Below are 18701 nucleotides of genomic sequence, written 5' to 3' on the forward strand. Positions count from 1 at the left end.
TGGGATACTCCTAATATTAAGTTCGGGCAGAAACAAAGGGAAATAAACGGCGAGTCAGTTTGGGAATGAAGGCAAATTTACCCTCATGGAGATAGCGATAATGTTCCCACAATTGCCAATAGGGACTACCAGTTTTCATCCGCGTACCAGCCCAGTGGAGATATTTTAGTCGTTGTCCTCGGTCATAGAGGGCGTAATCTTGCTGTTGGAAATTTTGCGACCCTGCCCAACTACCAGGCCCTCCCCCAGGAATTTTGACGAGATTTCCACGTTTAGAAATTAGTTTGAGAACAAGATAATTTAAAATTGGTTGGTCTGTAACTCCTTCAGAAAAATCGAAATATTCGCGATGTGCTGCACACTCGCGCAAAGCTTCATCCATTTGTTGTTCGGTAATCACTCCTTTTCTCGAAGCCCAAAAACCGCTGTTGAAAACATCTTGAAGTTGGGCATCGGAAAAAATTTGCTGATCTTTCACAAATGGGGAAAAAATATTTCGCAGCTTTTCATTAGCATGATGGTAATCACAGCAGAAGAAATCGACTTCTGAAAGTTTGTCCAAATTGTCGGCAATTTTTTCAAAAACGACAATATCCGTATCAATATAAATAAATTCATCTAAAGGCCCAAACCATGCCACTAGTTTACGCATTTTGTTGGGTAAGGCGAGGAAATCTCGGTCAAAAATTTCTCCGATGCGTTTGGTAAAGGTATCAATAAGTTCTAAATCTGGGAAAATTTGGACGTTGTGTAAGGTAGCAAGCTGTTCTGCTACCTTGTGGTAATTGTCATTAAAAGGTATGAGATAAATGGTAACTTCTGGGTCATAGTAACGAATGCTATTGAGTAAAGCAATAGCATTATCGATAACGCGGTCATTGGCAACTATATAAATGCCCCTACTCATAAATTATCCTTGGTTAATTAACTTAAGTTTTTGCAAAGCCCTGGTAAGTAAATTTGGTGCTGGAGCGTCATTATAATTTTTCGGAGGAGTATTAAAAACTGGACGCTTTTCTGGTTCGTGTAAGTAACGATAATAGAGAAATAACTCTCGATATGGAAACTGAATATTTTCTCCCGCACAGACTGCTTGATTGATATTAGGAGGAATCCCAATGTAATGGAGATAAGTTAGTCGATTACCGCGATCGTAAAGAAGATGTTCACGTTCCTCGAAGTGTTTAGAACTAGCAGAACATCCGGTTTTCTGATTATCTGGCAATTGGCGAGCAAAGTTATAAATAGAAAGATTAGACCTCATTACCATGTAGTTGATTAATGGTTGTTCGCCAGCACCGCCATACAAAATTTCTGACTCACCATTTTGTAAATGTGATATTAGCCAATCTCTTTTTTCGGAGTCAAATAGCCCTTGTTTTGCACCATAAAAGCCTGAGCAAAATATTTCGGAATCAATGCGTTTTTGCTCAAAAACTTTTAGTAATTTCGGAGAATTAACATTATATATTTTACTAACGTCTGTAAATTGGAAATCGTAGACAACAAAATCATAACTCTCTAGCTTTTCAAACACTGCTGCAAGTGAGTTCATCACCAAGGTGTCTGCATCTAAATAGATAAATTTCTCGAATGGCCCATCAAAAGCGCAAAAACGACGGTGAGCGCCATAAAGACGGGATTTACTCCGATTCAATCGTTCTGGGGCTGCTGCCAGCATAAATTGATCCCAGCGGTTGATTGATTCTTGATCATCGTAAAGAAATACATTAGGGCGTTTAGCTATTTCATCAGCAATCCGTTGTGTCCGATCGTCGAAAGGATAGATACAAACAGGAGTTTCTGGGCCTAAGATAACATCAATACTGTTGAGCAAAGCCACCAGTTGATCGAAAACATAATCATTGCCAAGGGTACAAATACCATTCATAATTTATGAGTGTTGATCGACAAAGTTTGATAACCAGTTAAGCAGGTTTAATTTGTGTAAAATGATTTGACGTGCTTCTGCGATCGCATCTTTGGCAGCATACCAAGCATCAGGTGTTGCTGTCACTTCTTGGATGTAGGCAATGCCTTTTTCATCTAAACTGGGCAACCGCAAAAAACTACCCGGTGGCAATAATTTATCAGCAGCCGGGCCACCATAGTAAATTGGTAAACACCAAGCAAGTAAACTATCCCAAAGTTTCTCACTCACATACCAATTATTATCAGCATAGTTTTCAATTGCCAAATTGTAATAGTATGGTGCCATGCCATACCATTTATTACCTAGTTCTCCCGAACTGTTCGCCCATTCTGGTAAATTACGCCCATACAAATCAAATTTCATCTCACTAGATTGTAAAGATTGTAAAAAATCTAAACGCTGGCGATGGTTGGCTGTGCGGCTAATTCCTGAAGTAATCCAACTACATGGGGCAACTTTTGGGGGCGGTGGCATTTCATTTAAATCTTGAAATGAATTTGAGTGATACCAAATAGCAGGCATATAGTCAGGAATGGGAGCAAAATCATCGGGGCCAGAAACGTAGCCGCAATAGTTCTGGGCTTCTTGATAATTATGATTAGTTATTTTTACAACCTCATCTAAAGGCGGTTCTCTGAGCAAATAAATAATTCGCTCTTTGTTGACACCACGCAGTAGAGATTCAACATTTACTACTGGTTTTTGCTGCTGTTTGCGAAAACTATCTAACCAAGATTTTTGCGGCGATGCTTGGGGAAAATCAAATTGATATAGCAACATAAAATCTGGCTTTTGCACCATTTTCAACATTTGCATATTCTTCCAAACACCAAAGTAGTGCGGAGTTTGTTGCCATAGCCAATCTTTGTTTTTAGCCAGACCTGAATAGCTGCTAATCATGCCAACAGTTTTAATAGTCATAAATCGTATTTATTCGGTTATTTTTCAGTTAATTTTTGTACCGTTACCAAGAACATCATGAATTTCGTGTGCTGTGTCCGGCTTTAATGATAGCTCTCCGGCGTAAAAAATATATTGATTTTTCTTTGAAGAATTTATCATTTTTTTGGTGATGATAGGTTTTTCAACATTGTGGTATAGGTACTTTTGTTTATTAAATTAACTAAAATTAAATTCTATTCTCAAAAACTTTTAATATATCTAATAGGTAAATAGCAGATTGATAAGATTCTGCAATTAATAGATTTTGTTTTTGGGGTTCGGATTCTAATTTATCGGCTAGCAAGCGCAGAGAGCTAATCAGAGGATAGAGACGCGTGCGAAACTCATCCGAGATATGACTAAAGTTTTGATACTGCTTATGTTCATCTTGATTTTGGTCTATATCTGACGATAACTGCCAGTTAATTTTCAGGTTAACTACATCGCTGAATAGATCGATGGCGTTAAGAACTCTTAAAGCTGAGTTGTATGATTGGTCAATTAATTCCTGCTGCTCTTGGGAATTGTCTACTAGATCGTCAACTAATAATCCCAGGAAACCAATCATTGAGTTAAGCCTTGTACGCAGTTCGTGAGAAATGCGGTTAAAGCTAGGATTAGTTTTGGTGGAAACTTCAGTCTGATCGGCAAATTGCATTGAGTAGAGGCGTGAGTAGTAACCACCTTTTTGTAAAAGTGTTTCATGGGTTCCCACTTCTACCACCTGTCCTTGATCTAAAACGGCAATTTGATCGGCTTTTTGGACTGTGGAAAGGCGGTGAGCAATTACAAGGGTTGTGCGATCGCGACTCAGATCGTCGAGTGCAGCTTGTACTAAGCGTTCGGAAACGGTATCTAAAGCGCTGGTGGCTTCATCTAAAATCAAAATTTCTGGATTTTGCAGGAGGGCGCGAGCGATCGCTAATCTTTGCCTTTGTCCACCAGACAACATGACGCCGCGATCGCCAATTTGGCTGTCGAATCCTTGAGGTAATTTATCAATAAATTCATAAGCATTTGCTCGTTTGGCTGCTGAGATAATTTCATCTTCTGTAGCTTCAGGTCTTCCATAAGCAATGTTATTTCGCACCGAGTCATTAAAGAGGAATGTATCTTGACTGACAATTCCCATGTGTGTTCTGAGAGATTTGATATCAAAATCACGCAGGTCTGTGCCATCGATAGAGATACTGCCAGAGATGGGATCGTAAAATCTGGGTAAGAGGTCAGCCAAGGTTGACTTACCTGCACCAGAACCCCCTACTAAAGCGAGAGTTGTAGCACGGGGTAAAAATAAACTTACATCTTTCAGGACTAACTTTTCATGACTAGGGTAGGCAAAGGAAAGTGAATTAAAACGTATTCCTTCTTTTAATTCCGTGTATATAATATTACCGTTTTTCATAAACGGCTTGCGATCGCGACTTAAAAACTCAGTTACTATTTCTACGCTAGTAGCACTATTAGCAAAGCTACTACGAAGACTATTTAACTGAGATACCAAAGGCAGCAGTCGCAGCAATACTAATAAATATGTCAGTAGTACTGTAGAAATAAAAGAAACTTGGTTGGCAAAGAAAGTTTTACTCAAGAATACAATTAGAAGTAAGGCTACTACTCCCATTACCTCACTTATCGGCCCGATCGCTTGTGAGTTTACCTGAGATTGAAAATCTGCTTTCTCGCGATCGCGGATTAATTTGGTAATCTTTTGATATTCTCTGTCTTCATTAGCGGTTGACTTTACCAAACGAATTCCATTCAATGTTTCTAAAACACTGATGGAATAAGATGTAGACATTTCTGATAGTTGTTGACCAAATTTTTTCGCTCTACTAATTGTGTATTGATTGATTAATGTTATAAAACCCAACAAAATTGTTGCTGCGATTGTTAGCTGCCAAGAAATTGCTAATAATAAGCCAATGAAAACTAAAATTGTAATTATTAAAATAATTAAATTGATGATAGTCCCGATAGCACTTGAAGTCCGGGCAGTTTCAGAACCAAGGCGATTAATAATATCGCCTACTTTCATTTTTGAATAATAATCTATATCAATATCTAGCAATAACTCTAAGCTAGCTTCGCGAATGTCCGCATTTAATCTCCGAGTGAAAACACTCGATGCCAAAATACTACAATAACTAGATAAGTTTTTTAAGAAAATTATAAATATAATTGTTCCAGCCATTCCCAAATTACGATAATTTTCGGGAAGATTATCAAATGGGAACATCACAGCTTTGAGAATCGGAGGAAAACCAGTTAAATCTATTGGTTGTCCGACAATTCTCAAAATTACTGGCACAATCAAAGTCACACCGACACCATTAAATAAAGCACCAGAAAATCCCAACAGCATTGTTAGGATAATTAAACCTGGATAGGGTTTGGCAAATTTTAGTATTAGTTTTCTGGTAGACATTGGGTATTTTTATGCAAATTTAACTTAATTTTTAATATTATTCACAACTGAGCAATTACTGACTTGAGCGTAGAAGCCATAGCCTCTATGCTATAGTGTTCCACACATCTTTCTCTTGCCTTGATACCTTTCTGGCTTGCTGACTCTAAATTCTGAAAAATCAATTGAATTTGTTCAGCAATTTGCTCAGGACAACCAGGCTCGACTAAATAACCAGTATCACCTAAAATTTGGGGAATATCTCCAACACGGGTTGATAATACAGGTTTAGCCATTGCCATCCCATCTGTCAACTTCAAGGGAAATTGAGCGCGAGTTTCTGGAGTATCTCGCTGGGGAACAACTACAATGTGAGCAGCTGCTACCAAATCAGGCATAACGTCGGCTGGATACTTGGGTAATTTGATAATCCAACGTCCCCACTTTTGTTGAAGTTGTTTATCATAATCATCATAAGGACTACCACCTACAATTACTAGTCTCAAGTCTGGTTGATTAAGTTTATCGAGCGCGATGAGAACATCTTCTAAACCTTTATAAGGTCTTGGCGCACCCGGAAACATTAAAATCCGATATTCAGATAAACCATAACGATTCCTACTGGACTCAGCATCATATTGAGCGGGATCGAATAAGGAAACATCTTTGCCATTCGGAACAAATGTACCACCAAAACGCTGCTGCAAAAATTTAGTATGCACTGTCACAGCATCAGCGTGACTTACCAAACCTTCCATCCATTTCACATATAAAGTATGATGAGGATTTTTGAGTGCGCCCTGTGGTTTCAATAAGTCCCTAGCTAATTCTTTGGGTGTAGGATGATAATGCCAGTTATCACCGCCATGCCAGCTGAGTTCCCAATCATCTATGTCTAAAATTAATGGCTTTCTAGTGAATATTTTCCTTAATAGTCCAACTCCAAAACTTGCGATTTGTGGTTTGATAGCATAAATTATATCGCCATTTATTTTTGGTAAAAACTTTTGGATTTCTCCAAAAAACTCTGGAAAGTCTTTGCCTGGTAAGTTATAAACTTTGAATTCGGATGGTAAATTTAAATAGAAGTTATTTCCAAATAAAAAACCCATAATTTCAACTTCATATCCTAACTGATTGAGAGCTTTTGCTATCAAGTATGCACGCATAATCGCTGCACTTGATAAATCTGAAACCAACAAGGATATTTTAGAAAATTTTCTCACTATTTTTATACTTATTTTTATTTAATTTTCCCAGGATTTGTCAGCTGTTGCTAAATCTGCAAATATTAATTTAATTTGTTTTGTAGGAGTCGGAGCAACTAAAGAAATACTAAAGAAATTAGTTGTCAATCCATCAAGATACAAAATTTTTCTGGGGAATTTTTAAGATTTCATGGTAAAGTGCCGACATCTCGGAAGCAACAGTATCCATTGTACGTACTGGCTGGATACCTTGACGTAATTTAGCTAGTAAATCGGCGTCTTTGGCTAAAGTTGCGATCGCATCAGTCCATGCTTGTACATCTTTGGCTGGGACTAACCAACCATCAACTCCGTGACGAACTAATTCAGCAATTCCTCCTAAATTTGAACCGATTACAGGAGTACCAACAGCTTGGGCTTCAAGAACTACTAAAGGTCCGGTTTCTAACCATTGCGATGGTACTGCTAATAGATCGAAACTCGCCAGTGCCTCTGGGACTGAAGAGCGTGAAAGAGGCTCGGCAATGCGAATCCGGCTGTCACGAGCAGCGATTTCCAAAACCCTGTCTCGAATGTCTCTGCCTGTATTTTCCTGAAGTATGCCATGAATCACCAATTCTACAGGTAGATTAGTCGGCAAGCCTTGCACTGCTTTTACCAAGATTTCCACTCCCTTCGTCGTGTGCCACCTCCCTAAAAAGCCAATCCTTAAAACACCTTCTTGGCGTTTTGTCTGTGTTTTTATTTGTGGGTAGGAACTAGATACACCTTGCCGACAGAGAACTAATTTTTCTTTTGACAAGCCGCTGACTATCAAAGCATCGTAACTCCACTGACACGGTGTCACAATCTGGTCGATCAGATGCTCCATCTGTCGCAGTTTAGTTAGGTGATACTTCGCCAAAGAAGGTAAGCCCAGCGCTCTGCCCATCTGGTGCAACTGAACAGTCGGTGACTTTAGCAATTTGTTCTTGGCTGCTGTAGCTACAGACAGAGGAATTTGACTCAATGCCCGGACTGCCCACTCTGGCACTTTTTCGGGAACGCCATAGCAATATCCGCAGCCAACCTCGCTTTTCAGCCCTTCACAAGGCGAAAGCCCGTTTAGCATCAGCGTACCGCGCAGACATATAATATCAGGCATATGAACTGTCAACACTGTGGGCATTCCTATCTTTTTGGCGAGCGCGAGATGGTGCAGCCCGCAGTGCCAATGCCAAGAGTGTTGGTGGTATAAATCTGCTTTGTGCGCTTTTAGCCACCGGGAAAAATAGTTAAACCCCCCTGGTAGCTCTTTTTGGTGAAACTGGGCATCGGTAGGGGAGGGAAATACTGGATAGCGATAAACCTCTACACCGTTGTAATCGTAAGAGGTAACTTCCTGTCTTCCGACCTCAGCGGCTGCAACGACGCTTTCTATTTTATGCAATTGCAGCCCTTGTGCCAAATTGTCTACATATACCTCAGTGCCACCGTATGACTGTGGAAAATAACGAGTAATTGCTTGGATTACTTTCATAAAAATCCTTGTGAAATCAAATAATTTTGGAAAATTGCTTTCCTGATAGGCAGTATTCAGTTAATCAATAGGAAAAATGTTTTTTATTGATTGCTAAAATTTCCTTGTAAAGTCCTACCATCTCTGAAGCGACAGTGTCCATTGTCCGCACAGGCTGGATACCTTGACGTAATTTAGCTAGTAAATCGGCGTCTTTGGCTAAAGTTGCGATCGCTTCAGCCCATGCTTGGACATCTTTGGCTGGAACCAACCAACCATCAATCCCATGACGAACTAACTCAGCAATCCCTCCTAAATTTGAACCTAGTACGGGAATGCCCATAGCTTGTGCTTCTAAGGCAACTATGGGGCCAGTTTCTAACCACTGCGATGGTATTGCTAGTATATCGAAACCTGCTAATGCCTCTGGTACTGCTTCGCGTGAAAGTGGTTCAGCAATCCGAATCCGGCTATCACGAGCAGCGATCGCCATAACTTTTTCCCGATTGGCAGCACCGTATTTTCCCGGATGAGTAGCATGAAGAATTAACTCTACAGGTACATCATTCGGTAGACTATGTACGGCTTCTACTAAAACTTGTACCCCTTTAGTTTCTTGCCAGCGACCCAAAAAGCCGATTTTTAATGTAGAGTTTTGTAGTTTATTTGGTGTTATTTCACGTTTGAAAGTGTTAGCAACACCTTGTCGAGAGACAGTAAGTTTTTCGGGAGGAACATTGTTTGCAACAAAAGCATTGTATTGCCAATTACTCGTTACAACAATGCGATCGGCTAGTTTTGCTAGTTGCATCAAATTGCGTCTATGTTGAGACACGAGGGTAGGAATACCAAGAGTTTTACCAAGCAGGCGTAGCTTGAAACTTTTAGAGGTAAGTAATTTTGTTTCTGCCGCTATGCCAACATCCAAGGGAACTTGACTAAAAGCCTTGAGCATCCAAGGCGATACTTGCTTTGCTACTCCCAAACATTGACTACAATTAACAGAGTCAATCAGCCCATTGCAAGGTTCTTCACCCCAGCGCATCATCGTACCACGCAGACATATAGGCTCAGGTATGTGTACAGTAACTACAGTAGCCATCCCTAACTGGCGGGCGAGAGCCAGATGATGTAAACCGCAGTCAAATCGCCATGAATGTTGATGGTATACATCGGCTCGATTGTTTTCTAGCCAATTAGCAAAATTTTTAAAGCCGCCGTGGGGTAGCTGCTTGTGTACCTCTATCTTACTGGGGTTAGGAAAAACAGGATAACGATAAACTGAGATGCCATTGTATTCGTAGCTATCTTCTTCTGTACCTTGTTTAGGAGCAGCAACAATACTTTCTAGTCCATGTGCTTGTAAGCCATGCAGTAATGAATCTAAGTATACTTCAGCACCGGCTGATGTATCAGGAAAATACCAGCTAGTTGTATGGATTAGCTTCATTTATGAACCTGCAAAGAAAAAATTGGAAAACTCATCTTTTTTTACCACGATTGATTGCTCTATTTAATCGTTATTAACATCTATCTTTTATAAATAACCCAAAGTGAATCTATAAGATTCCGTATTATCCGTATTAATAGTTAGTATGTACAAATAAAAAATTTTCGATGACTGATTTGGTGTTTTTGAGTAAAAAAGACAATTTAGGACAAAAAGAACAGAATAAATCTAACTTAGCTTTTACACTTCCTCCCAGAGAAATTTTACTGATATACCCAAATCATAATTTATAGTTACTTATCATATTTTTAAGTATTATTACGGTTGTGTACTATCATAGTATTTATGGACTTTCTCAACCTTTTCTCACTGAGATATTTAAGATTGCTGATAAATTCCAAAGTACTTATCTTGAAAGGGAGATATTAATGCAAGTAATCAGGCTTGAGGCACTCTCGGATAACTACATATTTTTGCTGGTGGATCGCCAGCAACAAATTGCTGCGGTTGTAGATCCAGCAGAGGCTGAACCAGTACTAAAGCAACTTGCACAGTTAAAAGTTGAGTTGGTAGCGATTTTCAACACACACCACCACAATGACCATGTAGGTGGCAATCAGCAATTAATAGAACACTTCCCGCAACTAACAGTCTACGGTGGCGTCGAAGATCGCGGGCGAATTCCCGGACAGCAGGTGTTTTTGCAACAAGGCGATCGCGTCCAGTTTGCAGATCGCATAGCTGAAGTTATTTTTGTTCCCGGACATACCCGCGCTCACATCGCTTACTACTTTCCCCCCGAAAAAGCTGGTGAGACAGGCGATTTATTTTGCGGCGATACCTTATTTTCTGGCGGTTGCGGTCGTTTGTTTGAAGGAACACCAACTCAAATGGTTGATTCTTTAAGCAAACTGCGCTCTTTACCAGATGATACACGTATCTGGTGTGCCCACGAATACACTTTAGGAAATCTGCAATTTGCCCTCACTGTGGATGGTGACAATGCCGACTTACAAAGACGCTTCAATGAAGTGAAAACTTATCGTAGTCGAGGAGAAGCTACTATACCCTCGCTGCTGGGAATGGAGAAGCGAACCAATCCCTTTTTACGTTGGGATCAACCATCATTACAATCAACCGTTAAAGGTAGCGATGGAGTGCAAACCTTTGCGCGGATACGGGAAATGAAAAATAACTTTTAGGTATTGGGCATGGGGCATTGATTATTCTCCCCTGCTCCCCCAACTTTCTAGCGCTAATAGTTGCGATCGCACCCTTCCTTTCGCTAGGATCTGTAAGCTTTAGGGTATGGGCAAAGCTACTTGGGACAATATACTCATTTCAGGAGTTCTAAGTTCTGAAAAAACACTAGTTATTCAGGACTCTTTACTCAGCACTAGCTCAACGCCCTGCTACAGCTAACAGCACTGGCTCAACGCCCCGCTACAGCTAACAGCACTGTTTTAGTGAGCTATGCTGCTCAAACCCACCCAAATTAATCAGATTTTACAGGAAAAACGAAAAACGATGGCGAAACGCGTGCAGTTAGTTTTAAATCAGGATATCAGCAAGCTGGGAAAATCTGGCGACTTAGTGGAAGTAGCTCCTGGCTACGCTCGTAACTATCTGATTCCCCAGAAATTGGCAACCAATGCCACTCCTGGTATTCTCAAGCAAGTAGAGCGTCGTCGCGAGCAAGAGCGTCAACGGCAATTAGAACTCAGACAACAAGCTCTTGAGCAAAAAGAATCTTTAGAAAAAGTTGGCAGTTTGACAATTGCCAAGCCAGTTGGTGAAAACGAAGCAATTTTCGGTACTATCACCACCCAAGATGTTGTAGATGCAATTAAGGCAGCCACCGGTCAAGAAATCGATCGGCGTGGAATTACCATCCCCGATATTAACCACCTTGGTACTTATCAAGCCGAAATCAAGCTGCATTCGGAAGTAGCGGCGCAAGTCGATATTCAAGTAGTCGCTAGCTAACTCAGGAGAGGGACAAAGGGACGCAAAGATGTAGGTAGGGATGAGGATGAGGGAGCAAGGTAAGTAAAAGTGAATAACTCCTAACTCTTGTACAGACGCGATTAATCGCGTCTCTAATCCTACACGGACGCGATTAATCGCGTCTCTAGCAAAATCTCAAAACTAAAATCGTTTATGGCTGAAGAATTGAGTTTTCAAGGCGATGGTAGCGATGCCTACGGCGGTAAACTACGCCTCCCACCACAAAATATTGAGGCGGAAGAAGCGATTTTGGGGGGTATTTTGCTAGATCCAGAAGCGATTAGTCGAGTTAGCGATCGCCTTCTTCCTGAAGCTTTTTACATTAGCGCTCACAAAGATATTTATCAAGCCGCTGTGAGGCTCCACACCCAAGGTAAAGCCACAGACTTGCTCTCAGTAACAAGTTGGCTGACTGATAATGAAATGCTAGCCCGCATTGGTGGGAGAAATAAATTAGCAACTCTGGTAGACCGCACAGTGTCAGCCGTGAACATCGATGCCTTAGCAGGCTTAGTCATGGACAAATACCTGCGGCGGCGCTTAATTAAAGCTGGGAATGAAATTGTACATCTTGGTTACGAGACAGAAACCGAGTTACCACAGGTTTTAGATCAGGCAGAACAGAAAGTATTCGGCGTTACTCAAGAACGTCCCCAATCGGGTTTAGTTCACATTTCTGATACTCTAATTAATAATTTTCAGGATATTGAAGATAGAAATCAAGGCATCGCCTTACCTGGAATTCCCTGCGGATTTTACGATTTAGATGCCATGACCAGCGGCTTTCAGCGTTCTGATTTGATTATTGTTGCTGGTAGACCATCGATGGGAAAATGCCTCAGCCATGATTCAGAAATAGTTTTGGCAGATGGAACAATTACCACAATTGAAGAATTATATAAACAACGTCATGTTTCGACTCCGGTTCCATCGAGCGAAGCCGAGATGCTCAACACAAGTGGCTCATTATTGACGCTAAACAACGACTGGAAATTTACCTTTACTCAACCCTGTGCATTTGTAGATGATGGTATCAAACCAGTTTTTCGAGTAACAACTCGCTTAGGTAGGTCTATTGAAACTACAATCACTCACCCATATTTGACTATTAAAGGCTGGGAAAAATTAGAAAATCTGACAGTTGGCGATAAGATTGCTGTTCCGCGAAAAATAAATGTATTTGGTACAAAAACTATCCGTGAGTGCGAAGTAAAGTTATTAGCATACTTAATTGGCGATGGTGGTTTAACAAACTGCACTTCACGATTTACAAATAGTAATCCGTTATTGCAAGCAGAATTTTCTCAAGCAGTTGCTGATTTTGTTGGTTTAAAAATTCGCACTCATGATTCTCAAGGAACACGTACACCATCACTTTGTGTACGTGGAGACTTGGAATTTATTGCAATTCAAAGACAGATTTTTGCTGAAAGTTTTAAACTAGCGATTCAATCGCAGTCATTGACAGGAAAAGAAATCAGCCAATTAGTTGGAGTCAGCCCTACTTTACATTGCGCTTGGAAGCAAGGAGAGTGTGTATCAACTTTAGAAACTTTTGAGCTATTGTGCGAAATTTTACAATTAGATTTAGAAGAGTTTGTATCTCATGGATTTGCTTGTATGAGCAAATCTCGGAAGAATTCGCTAACACTTTGGTTAGAAGAATTAGGTTTGTGGGGCAAAGATGCTCATTCTAAAACTATCCCAAACATCGTTTTTAAATTAGAGCGATCGCAAATAGCCTTATTCCTCAATCGTCTCTTTGCTACTGATGGATGGGCTGCACTACTTACTAGCGGTCAATCACAGTTAGGCTATGCAACAGTCAGCGATAAACTAGCAAGACAAATTCAACATCTTTTATTAAGATTTGGCATTATTGCATCACTCAAAAAAAGGTCTGTTAAGTATAAAAATACCCGCAGACCAGCGTGGCAATTAGATATTACTGATGCCTTATCTATCAAAACTTTTATCACAGAAATAGGTATCTTTAGTAAAGAAGAAGCAATAGCAAAAGTTGCAGATGCAATATCTCAAAAAAGATATCAAACTAATCGTGACTTGATACCTGTAGAGATTTGGGAACAAATAGCAGTAGCAAAAGGCAATGAAACTTGGAGTAGTTTAGCTAGACGGGCTGGTATTCAAGGGCCAACAAATATGCATGTTGGTAAACGTGCTTTCAAGCGGGAAAGACTTTGGATACTAGCTACAGCTTTAGATAATTTACCACTTCAACAGTTAGCAACTAGTGATATTTATTGGGATGAAATAGTTGCGATTGAGTTAGTGGGGAACAAACAAGTTTATGACTTAACAATTCCAGAAACACACAATTTTGTTGCTAATGATATTTGTGTACACAATACAGCCTTTTGCTTAAACCTTGCTCATAATATCGCCGCTTCTTATAAATTACCAGTTGCTTTTTTCAGCTTGGAAATGTCTAAAGAGCAACTGACGCAACGTTTATTAGCTAGTGAAGCGCAAATTGAAAGTAGTTATTTGCGAACTGGTCGCCTCAGTCAAACACAGTGGGAACCTTTAAGCCGTGCTATTGGTATCCTATCCGAGATGCCAATTTATATTGACGATACGCCGAATATTACAGTTACACAAATGCGTAGTCAGTCAAGAAGACTGCAAGCTGAAATTGGAACTGAATTAGGATTAATTGTAATAGATTACTTGCAATTGATGGAAGGAGCAGGTGATAATCGCGTACAAGAATTATCAAAAATTACGCGTCAACTCAAAGGTTTAGCGCGGGAATTATCTGTTCCAGTTATTGCATTATCTCAGTTGAGTCGAGGGGTGGAAGCGCGTACTAACAAACGCCCGATGTTATCTGATTTACGCGAAAGTGGCTCGATTGAACAGGACGCGGATTTAGTAATAATGTTGTACCGCGATGAATATTACTCTCCTGACACTCCCGATCGCGGCATCGCAGAAGTAATTATAGCTAAACACCGCAACGGCCCTACAGGTACTGCGAAACTTTTGTTTAATCCACAATTTACAAAGTTTCAAAATTTAAAAATTTAGCCAGACTAAGTAATTATTTGAGCAATGAATCAGCCTGATTTACTCATTAATGATCTATTTTTGCTAAATAGTCATTCTCTATTTGATAGTCTTATATCCATAATTAACTGGGATGAGCGTATACTGGCACGAAAAACAGCTAGCTTTGGTTCACCATATAACTACTCAAACATTTCTTACGACTCATGCCCGATGCTGAATGAGTTACTTCCTATTATTGATAGGCTTGAAGAAAACTTTGGGTTTCGACCAAACAATTGTTTAGTCAATTACTACACAAATGGTAACTCAACAATGGGATTTCACTCCGACTCAATTGATGAACTAATGGACGATACTGGTATCTCTATTATTTCGTTAGGGGCTGAAAGAATAATTACATTTCAGAATAAACAAGACAAAAGCATTGAACATAGTTACTTACTCAAAAGTGGTTCTCTACTTTTTATGCCTCAGAAGACACAGCAATACTGGAAGCATGGAATTCTTAAGCAACCAGAAACATTCGGACGCATCAGTTTGACCTTTAGATTGTTGGTATAGTCGCGGCAATCCGATCAAAGTTACAGATACTTTTCTCATGTTTTCTAGCTGTACTTCTGCCCTATCCGTACTCTAAAATACTTAATTTATTTGATAGGGCACTGGGCATTGAGAACAGAGAGAATAAAAACTTATTTTAATAATTCTCCCTTGTCCCCAGTACCCAATCCCCCGTCCCTAGTCGCTATTTTACTCCCAGCAATTCTACTTCAAAAACTAGAGTTGCATTGGGTGGAATTACGCCACCAGCACCACGAGCGCCATAGCCTAATTCAGATGGGATGATTAACTGACGAAGACCCCCTACTTTCATGGTGCTAAGTCCTTCATCCCAACCTTTGATTACCTGTCCAGCACCGATTTTAAAGCTGAAGGGTTGACCGCGATCGCGTGAACTATCAAACTTAGTACCATCTTCTAGAGTGCCGACATAGTGAACTTCAACCGTTTGTCCAGATTTAGGAGTCGCCCCAGTCCCCTCTTTTAACTCCACATACTTTAATCCAGAGGGAGTGGTTACGGCATTAGCATCAGACATAGTATTACTCGCAATTAAGATATTGTTTTCAGTTACAGTTGTGGATACTGGCGGCGTTTGGGTTAACTCGGCAGCAATGGCAGTATTCTGTTTACTGCTTACTTGTCCTACAATCAAAAGCACAACACACACCAGCATGAAGGCCACGCTGAGGAAAATTGGTTTCAAAATCAGTTCTCCTTACTTAGGTATCCTGGCAAAAAGATTACCAACAGGACACATTTAGTTTAAATCACAAAGGACATTCTAACGCCAAAGCTTATTTTCTAAATCGCGCAATTGCCGCTCTAAACGGTCAATTCTACCCCTCAACTCGTCCACTTCTGACTGGCGAGCCACCCCCAAATCCTGCATCATATTTCGCATTTGCCGTTGCATTTGCACATCGAAGTTTCCCTGTTCCGACTTTAACTGTTGGGCAATATCATCTATTACCGCCTTGGCTTGCTCAGGATTAAGCTTACCGTCTTTGACTAAATCATCGCTGACTTGCCGCAGTTTTTCTGCGACTATAGACGTTGTACCAAGACCCACCATCATTAGCTGTTGCAACCAGTTGTTATTGTCCATACTCCCTTCCTTTTATCTTATTAACCAGCCGACCCTTGCTCCTGAGTTTAGGCAATCAAGCTTCTTAAAGCGTAGTTATTCTAGCCTACAGCTCTATTTTGGCAAATTGGCAAGCACAAGGATAAGGATCGAAGGTCGTGATTATACAACTCTTCAAGTTTAAGGTTGCCCAAATTTACCTAATTTGCGATGTTATAGGCAATTCCCTATAAATTACAAAGCTCACACTCACCCCTGGCGGTGAATGTGAGTAGTTTATGGGAAGATTTTATCTAGAAGGAGGCACAAATTTAGACAACAGCGATCGCTGAATGTCTAAGATTGATCGTTAAAGGAGAAATTAAATTTGTGTACGCCATTTCTGAAAAGCGATTTCGTAATCCTCTGATTTACTCTGATAAACACTCCACCAATGAAAAAATAATCCTAACCCCCATCCTAATACTGGAAAAATAGCCCAAAAATAACTAGGACTAGTGATTAAATTTAAGAGAATGAGGAATAAATTCACTGCTAGGAAAGAAACAAAGTGTGTCCAAAAGGCTCTGCGTCGGAAAGTATTAAATCTGTGTCGTAAACGTTCCTCTTCTTGTTGAGCCAACCACTTTTGTTCAGTCGCTTCCAAAATGTTAGAAGAAATACCTAACTCAGATGCCATTTCTAAAAGCTGTTCTCGTGAAAATTCACCTTTGTCTTTACGAGTGAGTGCTTTTTGCAAGATTTGTTCTACATCTTCTGAATCGTAAGTCATTTTAATTACCTTATAAGTTTGTGTGTAAATGCGCCTTTGATTTCACGAAATTATCAATCCGCTTCGTTCAATTCAATTAGCAAATGCATCCACATTTTGCACCCAATACTTAGTGATATTCACAACACTATTATTTTCTCACAATTGATTTAGGGCTACTGTATTTGTCAATACCTCTATAATTGCTTTGATAAGAGCGATCGCTTTACGGCATTAAGCCAAACATTGTCATTATGGAGCAAAGGATTCTGGTAGAACAATTCCAGGTAAAAACCCAACTACATTTTGCTGCCTCAATCGAGTCAACATCGCTGAAATCAATATTTTGAATTTCCAAAAATATTAAATTTAATGGAAGATTTAAGATATCAGCAGGGGTGTACGCTACCTAGTAGTCTGTCAAGTTTGATTTGATCGGTTCGGAGTTTGTGCTTTAGCACTAACTACAAACAATCCACACCCCTCAATTATTTCTTGACAGACTAGTAGATGGGAATGCGTCAATAGAGGACTTAATCAATGGGATATGTAATTGCTACTGCCAATATGAAAGGTGGTGTAGGTAAAACCACCCTCACGGTCAACTTAGCTACCTGTTTAGCTAAAAATTATGGCAAGCGGGTGCTGGTTCTTGATTTAGACAGCCAAATTAGCGCCACACTCAGTTTGATGTCGCCTTTAGATTTTGCCAAGCTTCGTAAACAAAGTAAGACATTTAGGTATCTGATAGACGAAGTTATCAATCCAGATCCACAAGCAAAATTCACAATTCAAGATATTGTTCAATCCCAGGTTTGTAATCTTCCTGGACTAGATTTATTACCAGGAGATATCGATTTATATGATGAATTTGTTGTTTCAGAAATGCTGCATCAGCAAGCAACTGCTTTAGGCGAACAGGACTTTGAAACGATTTGGAATCGCTTTGAAAGGGTCTTAATTAATAACATCTTAAAACCAGTACGTCAAGAATATGATTTTATCCTTCTCGATTGCGCCCCTGGCTATAATCTATTGACTCGTAGTGCTTTAGCCGCCAGCGATTTCTACATACTTCCTGCTAAACCCGAACCATTATCTGTAGTGGGTATTCAACTGCTAGAAAGACGGATTGCCCAATTAAAAGATAGTCACGGACATGAAACCAAGATAAATATAAAAATGCTGGGAATTGTATTTAGTATGTCCAGCGCTAACCTGCTCACTGGTAGATACTATAAACAAGTAATGCACCGCGTTGTCGAAGATTTTGGTGTCGATAAAATTTGTAAGGTACAAATACCGGTTGATGTCAATGTTGCTAAAGCTGTTGATAGTTTTATGCCAGCTGTTTTAAATGCTCCTCAATCAGCAGGTTCAAAAGCTTTCTTGCAATTAACTCAGGAGTTGTTGCAAAAGTTATAACCCTACTGAATCATTGATGAATAAAATGATTTCTGATTTATTAAATTAGAAATATGAATGTAAAGACGCAGCAATGCTACGTCTTTACAAGGGTTTCAGGCAATAAATAATTAATTTCTGAATCTGTCTATTAAATTAGTCCGAAAATCTGAACCTTTCGATTTTCACAAAGGTCTGAAGAAAGAGAATTTCTATTTACTCCGCGAGAAACAAGCTACGTGGAAGAAATCTCAAATCCCAAAGCTAAAATTCTTTATTGAAGAAAAATACTTTAGGTATGGAGTAAATCTAAAATCTAAAATCTAAAATTCACAATTGAGTGACAAATGAGTTATCCTTTTCTAAAGTTCAGCAGTTATACGGAAGCTATAATCGGTGAGATTCAGCTATTGAGTGAAA

The 18701-nt window shown here is 39.8% G+C and carries 15 protein-coding genes; 5 read left to right on the forward strand and 10 right to left on the reverse strand.

Annotated features, from left to right (window positions below; translation table 11 throughout):
* Positions 1-16 precede the first annotated feature (16 nt).
* From CDG76_RS28165 to CDG76_RS28195, 7 genes are all read right to left on the reverse strand, one after another.
* Positions 17-907, reverse strand: a complete 891-nt coding sequence (locus CDG76_RS28165) for an Npun_R2821/Npun_R2822 family protein (protein ID WP_094352164.1) — start codon at positions 905-907, stop codon at positions 17-19.
* A 3-nt stretch (positions 908-910) separates the two neighbouring features.
* Complete coding sequence (locus tag CDG76_RS28170) at positions 911-1891, reverse strand: Npun_R2821/Npun_R2822 family protein (RefSeq protein ID WP_094352165.1); 981 nt, start codon at positions 1889-1891, stop codon at positions 911-913.
* 3 nt (positions 1892-1894) lie between these two features.
* Positions 1895-2854, reverse strand: a complete 960-nt coding sequence (locus CDG76_RS28175) for a glycosyltransferase family 10 domain-containing protein (RefSeq protein ID WP_094352166.1) — start codon at positions 2852-2854, stop codon at positions 1895-1897.
* 208 nt (positions 2855-3062) lie between these two features.
* Positions 3063-5303 (reverse strand): ATP-binding cassette domain-containing protein, encoded by a 2241-nt coding sequence (locus CDG76_RS28180; protein WP_094352167.1) that lies wholly within the window; start codon positions 5301-5303, stop codon positions 3063-3065.
* A gap of 41 nt (positions 5304-5344) precedes the next feature.
* Positions 5345-6508, reverse strand: a complete 1164-nt coding sequence (locus CDG76_RS28185) for a glycosyltransferase family 4 protein (protein WP_223265426.1) — start codon at positions 6506-6508, stop codon at positions 5345-5347.
* A 133-nt stretch (positions 6509-6641) separates the two neighbouring features.
* The gene (locus CDG76_RS28190) at positions 6642-8009 is read right to left on the reverse strand and encodes a glycosyltransferase (RefSeq protein WP_094352168.1); all 1368 of its coding nucleotides are present in this window, start codon (positions 8007-8009) and stop codon (positions 6642-6644) included.
* A 64-nt stretch (positions 8010-8073) separates the two neighbouring features.
* The gene (locus CDG76_RS28195) at positions 8074-9438 is read right to left on the reverse strand and encodes a glycosyltransferase (protein WP_094352169.1); all 1365 of its coding nucleotides are present in this window, start codon (positions 9436-9438) and stop codon (positions 8074-8076) included.
* Between the two features lie 428 nt (positions 9439-9866).
* Between CDG76_RS28195 and gloB the strand changes: the two genes are divergently transcribed.
* The 4 genes from gloB (at position 9867) to CDG76_RS28215 (ending at position 15039) form a co-directional block, all read left to right on the forward strand.
* Positions 9867-10640, forward strand: coding sequence for a hydroxyacylglutathione hydrolase (gene gloB, locus CDG76_RS28200; RefSeq protein WP_094352170.1), 774 nt, complete (start codon positions 9867-9869; stop codon positions 10638-10640).
* Positions 10641-10965: 325 nt separating this feature from the next.
* Positions 10966-11424, forward strand: a complete 459-nt coding sequence (rplI, locus tag CDG76_RS28205) for a 50S ribosomal protein L9 (protein WP_094352304.1) — start codon at positions 10966-10968, stop codon at positions 11422-11424.
* Between the two features lie 174 nt (positions 11425-11598).
* The gene (gene dnaB, locus CDG76_RS28210; protein ID WP_094352171.1) at positions 11599-14496 is read left to right on the forward strand and encodes a replicative DNA helicase; all 2898 of its coding nucleotides are present in this window, start codon (positions 11599-11601) and stop codon (positions 14494-14496) included.
* 24 nt (positions 14497-14520) lie between these two features.
* A complete protein-coding gene (locus tag CDG76_RS28215) occupies positions 14521-15039 on the forward strand; it encodes an alpha-ketoglutarate-dependent dioxygenase AlkB (protein WP_094352172.1) in 519 nt (172 codons plus the stop codon).
* A 184-nt stretch (positions 15040-15223) separates the two neighbouring features.
* On the opposite strand, the gene CDG76_RS28220 is transcribed toward CDG76_RS28215, so the two are convergent.
* The 3 genes from CDG76_RS28220 to CDG76_RS28230 form a co-directional block, all read right to left on the reverse strand.
* On the reverse strand, positions 15224-15745 hold the full coding sequence (locus tag CDG76_RS28220) for an FKBP-type peptidyl-prolyl cis-trans isomerase (protein ID WP_190241005.1): 522 nt from the start codon (positions 15743-15745) through the stop codon (positions 15224-15226).
* A gap of 78 nt (positions 15746-15823) precedes the next feature.
* On the reverse strand, positions 15824-16147 hold the full coding sequence (locus CDG76_RS28225; protein ID WP_094352173.1) for a phasin family protein: 324 nt from the start codon (positions 16145-16147) through the stop codon (positions 15824-15826).
* Between the two features lie 340 nt (positions 16148-16487).
* Entirely contained in the window at positions 16488-16898 is a 411-nt protein-coding gene (locus CDG76_RS28230; RefSeq protein ID WP_094352174.1) for a 2TM domain-containing protein, read from the reverse strand.
* A gap of 519 nt (positions 16899-17417) precedes the next feature.
* On the opposite strand from CDG76_RS28230, the gene CDG76_RS28235 reads away from it, so the two are divergent.
* The gene (locus tag CDG76_RS28235; RefSeq protein ID WP_094352175.1) at positions 17418-18302 is read left to right on the forward strand and encodes a ParA family protein; all 885 of its coding nucleotides are present in this window, start codon (positions 17418-17420) and stop codon (positions 18300-18302) included.
* Positions 18303-18701 lie beyond the last annotated feature (399 nt).

Source organism: Nostoc sp. 'Peltigera membranacea cyanobiont' 210A (assembly GCF_002246015.1).
Lineage (GTDB): Bacteria > Cyanobacteriota > Cyanobacteriia > Cyanobacteriales > Nostocaceae > Nostoc.